The organism is Sulfitobacter sp. TMED3 (assembly GCF_002167505.1).
In the GTDB taxonomy this organism is placed as follows: Bacteria; Pseudomonadota; Alphaproteobacteria; order Rhodobacterales; family Rhodobacteraceae; genus Sulfitobacter; species Sulfitobacter pontiacus.
In genome coordinates, this window is sequence record NZ_NHBI01000069.1 from 38,496 (window position 1) to 45,516 (window position 7,021).

Sequence of the window (7,021 nt, forward strand, 5' to 3'; positions counted from 1 at the left end):
GGTGATCTGGAAGCGTTGCTGGAAAGCCTAAAGTCAGACCCTTTCGCGCCGCTGTGCATCCCTGACCAGCGCTGCCATCCGGTAGAACCCATGCGCCATCTTGGTGAAAGGCGTGAGCAGGAAAAACGCCAGCACCGCGCCGAGATGTATGACCAAAAGCCCCGGCATCCAGCCGGTGCCGCCTGCCGCATAAAGCAGCAGCCCTGACAGGCCGACAAACCCCAGCAATCCGGTAAAGGCAATCTCACCGCTAAAAGCGTTGGTCGCACCGAGCGATTTGTCAGACCGCAGCTTAAGCCAGACCATCTTACCACAGCCCAACACCAGCAGAACACCGCCGGAAAGCCCGAGGATCTTCGGGGCGGAAAACAGCCCGTAGGGGGCGGGCATATCGAGCAGGTAATGCATCAGCGTCGCCACGCTGGTCGAGGCAAAGCACAGCAGAAAGCCATACATGATTGCCTGATGCGCATAGCGGCGGGCATGGGTGAAGCGGTCTTCGTCTTCAAAGTTGCAGCCGTCGCCGTGGCCGCCCTTGAGGTTGCGCATGTTCGCGACAGAGGCGATGGCCCCGCGCAGATGCGACAGGCGCACCGGGGTGCCACCCACGGTTTGCCAGTAGCGGCGCAGCCCGATGGCGATACTGAACAGCGGGAATAGAAAAGCGGGCAGGAAGATCGCCACCATCGCATTGTGAGACAGCACCGCATAGAAACCTTCGCCTCCTGCGGCGGCCAGCGCACGGGCAGCCCAGAACAGCAATGCAAAGCCCAAGACAGTGGCGAGCACGATGGCGAGGCCGTTTTTCTGGAAGGCTTTCCCGGCGGCACGGGGAAAGGCGAACTCCTCCCAACTGTCTTGGCGCACCTCGGCCAAGGCTTGGGGCAGGTTCAGTTCAAACTCATGCGGGGCGGTGTATTGGCACGCGTAGTAGCAGCCCCGGCAGTTGTGGCAGAGGTTCGCCAGTTGCGTCAGATCCCCGTCAGAAAAGGCGCGTTCGGCCTGAAGGGCAGGAAAGACCGAACAGTAGCCCTCGCAATAACGGCAGGCGTTGCAGATTTCGGCCTGACGGCGTGCCTCTTGGAGTAGATCAATTTGCATGGGCTGCGGCCTCCTTGCCTGCGATACGTCCGAAAACGGTGCCGATGGTCATGCCGAAACCGGCGAGATACCCTTGGCCCAGGATCGACCCGGCCATGGTTTCGCCCGCCGCCCAAAGGTTGCTGACAAGGCAGTCGTCGATGGAGCATTGCGCGTTTTCATCCACCTTCAGCCCGAGATAGGTAAAAGTGACGCCAGTGCGCAGCGAATAGCCGTAGAACGGCGGCTCGGTGATCGGTCGCGCCCAATTGGTCTTGGGTGGGGTGAGGCCGGATGTCGCCACGCCATCAAGCTCGGTGGGGTGGAAGGCACTTTGATCGCCGCAGGCTCCGTTAAACTCGGCGACTGTCTGCTCCAGCGCATCAGCCGGGAGGCCCATCTTGTCGGCCAGATCCGCCAGCGTGTCTGCCTTGATCGGCGGGAACACCGAGGGCATAAACAGGTTCAGCGACTTGGCGTCGATGATGACATAACCGACCTGATCGGGCTGGGCGGCCACCAGTCGGCCCCAAATGGCGTAGCGTTTCGGCCAAACATCCTCGCCCTCATCATAGAACCGCTGTGCGTCTTTGTTGACGACGATGGAGAAGGGCACGCAATCCAGCCGCGTGACGATCCCGCCATCGAATTTCGGTGCCCGCCCGTCAATGGCGACGGCGTGACATTGGGTCGGATCGCCAACCTGCGCGATGCCTTGGTCCAGCAGGTCCGCCAATACCACGCCGCGATTGTAGGGCGTTCCTCGGATCAGGAAGTTCTTCGCCGCGGGCCCCCATGCGCGCGCGAGCCAGTCGGTGTCGGCCTGAAAGCCGCCAGAGGCCACGACGACGGATTTGGGGGAGAGGCTCTTGGCGGCCCCTTCATGGGTGTAGTCCACCCGCGTCACCCGGTCGCCTTCCAGTTCCAGATGGGTCACGGCAGCTTCATAAAGCACATCCACGCTCAAGCCCTCGGCGGTGCGGTAATAGGCGTTCACGAGGCTCTTGCCGCCGCCACGAAAAAACGCATTGGTGCGGGCCAGTGACAGGGTGCCCGAAAGCGATGGCTGAAACCGCACACCATGTTCTTCCATCCACGGCAGGCATTCCTCGGAAGAGCGGATGGCAAGGCGTGCGAGACGTTCATCGGTCTTGCCACCCGTCACCTTCATCAGATCGGCGAGGTATTCGTCCTCGGTGTAGCTCTCGACCAATGGCCCCAGTGGCCCGTGGTGCATACAGCGGAAGTTGCGGGTATGGCGCGAATTTCCGCCCCGGTAGGGTTTCGGCGCGGTCTCTAAGATCAAGACGCGGGCACCAGCCTCGGCTGCGGTGATCGCGGCACAAAGCGCCGCATTGCCGCCGCCGATCACGACGATATCGTAGGTCTCGGTCACAGCAGGTCTCCGTCATAGGTCTCATCGCGCGTGGGCTGCGCGCGCAGGGCGCGAACCCGGACCCGCTGGGCCGCTTCGATATGCGCACGCATCGCCGCTTCGGCGAGGGCGGCATCACGGGCCTTGATCGCATCCAGAACGCCAAAATGTTCCTCTACCGCTTTTTCGGCGCGGGCAGGGTCGGTTAGCGTCGTTGGGCCGAGGATCATCAGCGTCTTTTGCAGCGTGTGGATCGAGCGGGTCAGAAAACGGTTCTTTGCGGCGTCCAGAAGGGCGGCGTGAAACTGACGGTTAAGGGTGAAGGCTTCGGGCACATTGCCCAGAGTGGCAAGCTGCTGGTTCATGTCCTGAAGCTCTTCGATTTCGATGTCCGAGGCGGCGCGGGCGGCGAGCCGTGCGGCGGTGCCCTCCAGCACGGCGCGCATCTCGTAGAGTTCCATCACCTCGGCGTAGTCCAGCGTGCGGATGCTCGCCCCTTGACGCGGGATATGTGCCACGACGCCGTCTGCCTCTAACTGTCGGATCGCCTCGCGCACGGGGGTGCGGGAGACGCCCAGACGGTCGGCCAGTTCGGTTTCACGCAGGCGGTCGCCGGGGTTCAGCCGACCGGCACGCAGTTCGTCCATCAGTTGCGCATAGGCAGAGTTGCCCTGCGGTGTGCGGTCTTCTTCGCTCATAAAACGCCCCCAAAGGTGGTTATTGCATGCAAGTGGATACAATAGTATGCAATAATGATCAAGTCCGATAAAATACAGGAGTGGACCCCATGCGCATCGCCCAGCCAACCCAAAGCCGAGCGCTTACCCTGATCCTTGCCGGGGGTGGAACTTTGCTCTTCTGGTGGCTTGATCTGCCGCTGCCGTTTCTTTTCGGCCCTATGGCGGCTTGTCTCATCGCGGCATTGTCGAACGTACCGATCAAGGGTTTCGGACAGGTCTCGGTCGCGGCGCGCACGATCCTTGGGGTGGCGGTTGGGGCTTCGATCACGCCTGATCTTTTTCACCAACTGCCACAAATGGCGATGTCGGTGGCGCTGGTCCCGGTCTTTATCGCGTTGATCGGGATTATCGGCGTCCCGTTCTTTCGGCATGTTTGGGGGTTCGACGGGCCGACAGCCTATTACGCCGCGATGCCGGGTGGCCTGCAGGACATGGTGATTTTTGGCACCGAAGCGGGGGGCGATCCGCGGGCGCTGTCGTTGATCCATGCCACGCGGGTGCTGATTATCGTCACCCTCGCGCCTGCCTTCTTGACGCTGGTTTACGGAGCAAGGCTGACCAATCCCATCGGCGCGCCGGTGACGGAACTGCCTGTGGGCGAGATGGCCCTGATGGCCGCCGCCGCCCTGATCGGCTGGAAGGGAGGAGAGCGGATCGGCCTGTTCGGCGCTTCGATCCTTGGCCCCATGATCGTCACCGCCGTTCTGTCACTGGCCGGCCTGATCCACAGCCGCCCGCCAGCCGAGGCCATCCTTGCCGCGCAGTTCTTTATCGGCTGCGGGATCGGCGTGCATTTTCTGGGCGTGACATGGGGCGAGCTGACGCGGGTGGTGCTGGCGGGCATCGCCTATGTACTGGTGCTCGCCGTCTTGGCCGCTGGGTTTACAGGTCTCGTTACCTGGGCTGGCTTGGGCAATCCGGTTGAGGCGTTCCTCGCCTTCGCGCCGGGCGGGCAGGCCGAGATGACTGTGCTGGCGATCGTGACAGGCGCGGACTTGGGCTTTGTCATCACCCACCACCTGACCCGCATCGTGCTGGTGATCGTCGGCGCGCCGCTGGTCGCGGGGCTTATGGCGCGTAGACGGAAGGGTTGATCATATGGATCGGAGCGCCTGCCGCATAGGCGTTCACCTGCGCAAAGATATCCGCGAATTGCTTGTCGAATTCGTCTTCGGTGACAAAGCCGATATGCGGGGTGGCGATCAGCTTGGGGTGCGACAGCAGCGGGTCGTTGGGATCCGTTAACGGCTCAGTATCAAAGACATCTACCGCCGCCGCGCCCAGATCCCCGGCGTTAAGCGCTTGCAGCAGCGCGCCTTCGGCAATCAGCCCGGCGCGGGAGGTGTTCACCAGTACCGAACGCGGCGGCATCGCACCGAGGTCGTCGGCGGTGACACTGCCGCGCGTTTCCGGGGTGAGCCGCAGATGCAGCGAAACCACGTCACATGTGCCGAAAAAGGCCGCGCGGCTCTCGGCGACGGTCTCGCCATCGGCTTTCGCCCGCGCGCACCCGGCCTCGGAACTCCACCAGACAACCTCCATCGCGAAGGCGCGGGCATAGTCCGCCACCACACGTCCGATACGCCCATAGCCATAAAGCCCCAGCCGTCGCCCGCGCAGGCTGCGTCCGACGCCCATCTGCCAGGTGCCTGCCTTCACGCTCGCCATCTGCTGCGGCAACTGCCGCATGGCTGCAAGGATCAGCGCAAAGGTCAGTTCCGCCGCCGCATGGTTGGCCCCATCCGCACCTTTGTTGGAACACAGCAGCACGCCCTGATCGGTGCAGGCCGCGACGTCGACATGCGGATAGGCACCGCGCTGTGAAATCAGGCGCAGGTTTGGCAGGCGCTCAAGCAACCCCCGTGTCACCTTGGTCCGCTCGCGAAAGAGTACGATGCAGTCGGCATCCTGCAAACGGTCGGCCAAGATCGCCTCGTCAGGCTGATGGTCCGTCCAGACGGTGACATCATGCCCCGCCAGCAGGTTAAAGCAGGGCAGCCCGCGGAGGGTGTTGAACCAGTCGTCGAGGATATGAACCTTCATCCCTGCACCCTATGCTGAAAGCGCGTTGATCGCTTTGCTGACCCGTTCGTGCAGGATCAGCAGATCGGGGTCGCGGTCTTTTTGCGTGTTAAGGCTGGCGATCAGCTCGGCACGCAGTTTTTCCAGATCACGGCGGGCGGTTTTGATTTTCTCGTAGTTGGTCATCATTTGTTTCTCAATGGGACAACAAAACGGGGATTTTGATCTTTTCCAGCACCTCGGCGGTCACGCCACCAAGGAAATCTTCGCGAAATTTGGAATGCTCATAGGCACCCAGCACCAGCAGCGAGGGGTCATGGCGCTCGCAATAGGACAGCAGAGTCTGTGACACCGGATGGGTTGTCGGAAAGTCCTCATGCACCGCTTCGACGCCGTGGCGGTCGAGGTGGGTCATCAGATCGGTGATCGGCCAGGATGTGCGTTTGCCCACCGTCAGCACGCTGACCCGGCCATCGGCCTCAAGCAGGCGCAGGCTGTCTGACAGTGCCCGCGCGGCGGCGCGCCCGCCGTCCCATGCCAGCGCCGCGTGGCTGTGCTGCGCGCCTGCGTCATAGCCCGCAGGCACCACGATCACCGGACGCCCGGACTGCAAGGCGATGCGATCAGGATGGTGGGTCACATGGGCGTCGTCACTCTCGGTCCGGGCACCGACGATCAGCATGTCATAGTACCGCGCGCCTTCGGAAAGCAGCATGTCGACGCGGCCGGTCTCCTCGCGGAAATCCAGCGCGTCGCCCAGACCGAGGGCGGGGCGGAGTTCTTCGAACCGGCGGGTGACCTCGGCCAAGATTTCGCTGTTGGCAGCCTCCAACAGGGCGCGGGCCTCTTCAGGGATCCAGCGGGAACGACGGTCGATCACCTCATGCGCGGTATGGGCAAGGATCGCCGTGACATGCGCGCCCCGCCGTTTGGCGAGAGAAGCGGCATAGCGCAATGCGGCGACAGAGGCGTCGGAGCCATTGAAGGCGACAAGCAGGTTCATTACGGGCATATCAGTGACCCTCCCAAATGCGCGAGGGGACAAACACGTTGCCATCCGCCAGTTTACGCGCCGTCCGCAGCAGCCCTGCGGAGTTCAGCGCGAAGCCGTCCGACGTGTCATAATCCACCAGCACGGCAATCGTGCCCGACGCGTGTTCAAGCACCACATCAGCGGGGCTTTGGCCGGGCCGGTCAAGCAGGCCATCTGCCACACTGCCGGGGGTGAGCGCACAGGAGGCAAGGCATTGCGCCCCTGTCACCGCCATGGATGGGTGCGTGTTCCACGGCATGAAATAGCGCGTCGCGATGGTGCCCCCGTCTCGGGCCGGGGCGAGCAGACCGAACTTGGGCGTTACGGATTTTGTCACGTCTCCCATGCCCATGGCGGCCCCGGCCTGAAGGCGGATTGCCTCCATCCGCGCAAAGAAGTCTTTGTTTGCGTCGAGCTCGGCGACGCTTTCATACCCCGTCAGGCCAAAGTCCGCCGCGCGGGCGATGACCATCGGCATGGCAACATCCATGCAGGTGACTTCGATCCCGTCAAAGGTATCGCGGATCTTGCCCGTGGGCAAAAACGCCCCGGTCGAAGAGCCGACAACCCCCATGAAGTTCAGCGCCACGGCGGCACCGGCACCGGGCACGCCCGCGATCTCGGTGTCGCCGTCATAGGTAAGCACGCCGCCGGGGGTCAGCACTTTGGACAGCACCTTGGCCCCGGTGTTGACGGCGTGGATCTTCACATCCGTTACATCGCCGGTGGGCTGGACGAGGCCCAATTCCACCGCCGCAGGGCCAACACCCG

The 7,021-nt window shown here is 63.0% G+C and carries 8 protein-coding genes; 1 reads left to right on the forward strand and 7 read right to left on the reverse strand.

Features of this window, described 5'->3' with window-relative positions; translation table 11 throughout:
• Positions 1-33 precede the first annotated feature (33 nt).
• The 3 genes from tcuB to CBB63_RS15825 are packed head-to-tail and all read right to left on the reverse strand — an operon-like array spanning position 34 to position 3,153.
• Entirely contained in the window at positions 34-1,101 is a 1,068-nt protein-coding gene (gene tcuB, locus CBB63_RS15815) for a tricarballylate utilization 4Fe-4S protein TcuB (RefSeq protein WP_286699827.1), read from the reverse strand.
• Complete coding sequence (tcuA, locus tag CBB63_RS15820) at positions 1,091-2,476, reverse strand: FAD-dependent tricarballylate dehydrogenase TcuA (protein WP_286699828.1); 1,386 nt, start codon at positions 2,474-2,476, stop codon at positions 1,091-1,093. The genes tcuB and tcuA overlap by 11 nt, the downstream gene beginning before the upstream one ends.
• The gene (locus CBB63_RS15825; RefSeq protein ID WP_132997074.1) at positions 2,473-3,153 is read right to left on the reverse strand and encodes a GntR family transcriptional regulator; all 681 of its coding nucleotides are present in this window, start codon (positions 3,151-3,153) and stop codon (positions 2,473-2,475) included. The genes tcuA and CBB63_RS15825 overlap by 4 nt, the downstream gene beginning before the upstream one ends.
• An 89-nt stretch (positions 3,154-3,242) precedes the next feature.
• Between CBB63_RS15825 and CBB63_RS15830 the strand changes: the two genes are divergently transcribed.
• Complete coding sequence (locus CBB63_RS15830; RefSeq protein WP_286699829.1) at positions 3,243-4,289, forward strand: AbrB family transcriptional regulator; 1,047 nt, start codon at positions 3,243-3,245, stop codon at positions 4,287-4,289.
• Here the strand turns inward: CBB63_RS15830 and CBB63_RS15835 are convergent.
• From CBB63_RS15835 to CBB63_RS15850, 4 genes are all read right to left on the reverse strand, one after another.
• Positions 4,264-5,238, reverse strand: coding sequence for a D-2-hydroxyacid dehydrogenase family protein (locus tag CBB63_RS15835; protein ID WP_286699830.1), 975 nt, complete (start codon positions 5,236-5,238; stop codon positions 4,264-4,266). The genes CBB63_RS15830 and CBB63_RS15835 overlap by 26 nt on opposite strands.
• 9 nt (positions 5,239-5,247) lie before the next feature.
• On the reverse strand, positions 5,248-5,406 hold the full coding sequence (locus CBB63_RS15840) for a hypothetical protein (RefSeq protein ID WP_009826174.1): 159 nt from the start codon (positions 5,404-5,406) through the stop codon (positions 5,248-5,250).
• A 7-nt stretch (positions 5,407-5,413) separates the two neighbouring features.
• Positions 5,414-6,229 carry a universal stress protein gene (locus tag CBB63_RS15845; RefSeq protein WP_037954185.1) on the reverse strand — a complete coding sequence of 272 codons (816 nt, stop codon included), beginning with the start codon at positions 6,227-6,229 and terminating at the stop codon, positions 5,414-5,416.
• A 1-nt stretch (position 6,230) separates the two neighbouring features.
• A partial coding sequence (locus CBB63_RS15850; protein ID WP_286699831.1) for a PrpF domain-containing protein occupies positions 6,231-7,021 on the reverse strand: 791 nt, incomplete at its 5' end.

What these genes read in the sequence shown, in the direction of transcription:
- tcuB (WP_286699827.1), bottom strand. Translation starts at nt 1,101, where the DNA reads ATGCAAATTGATCTACTCCAAGAGGCACGCCGTCAGGCCGAAATCTGC.
- CBB63_RS15825 (WP_132997074.1), bottom strand. Translation starts at nt 3,153, where the DNA reads ATGAGCGAAGAAGACCGCACACCGCAGGGCAACTCTGCCTATGCGCAA.
- CBB63_RS15830 (WP_286699829.1), top strand. Translation starts at nt 3,243, where the DNA reads ATGCGCATCGCCCAGCCAACCCAAAGCCGAGCGCTTACCCTGATCCTT.
- CBB63_RS15835 (WP_286699830.1), bottom strand. Translation starts at nt 5,238, where the DNA reads ATGAAGGTTCATATCCTCGACGACTGGTTCAACACCCTCCGCGGGCTG.
- CBB63_RS15840 (WP_009826174.1), bottom strand. Translation starts at nt 5,406, where the DNA reads ATGATGACCAACTACGAGAAAATCAAAACCGCCCGCCGTGATCTGGAA.
- CBB63_RS15845 (WP_037954185.1), bottom strand. Translation starts at nt 6,229, where the DNA reads ATGCCCGTAATGAACCTGCTTGTCGCCTTCAATGGCTCCGACGCCTCT.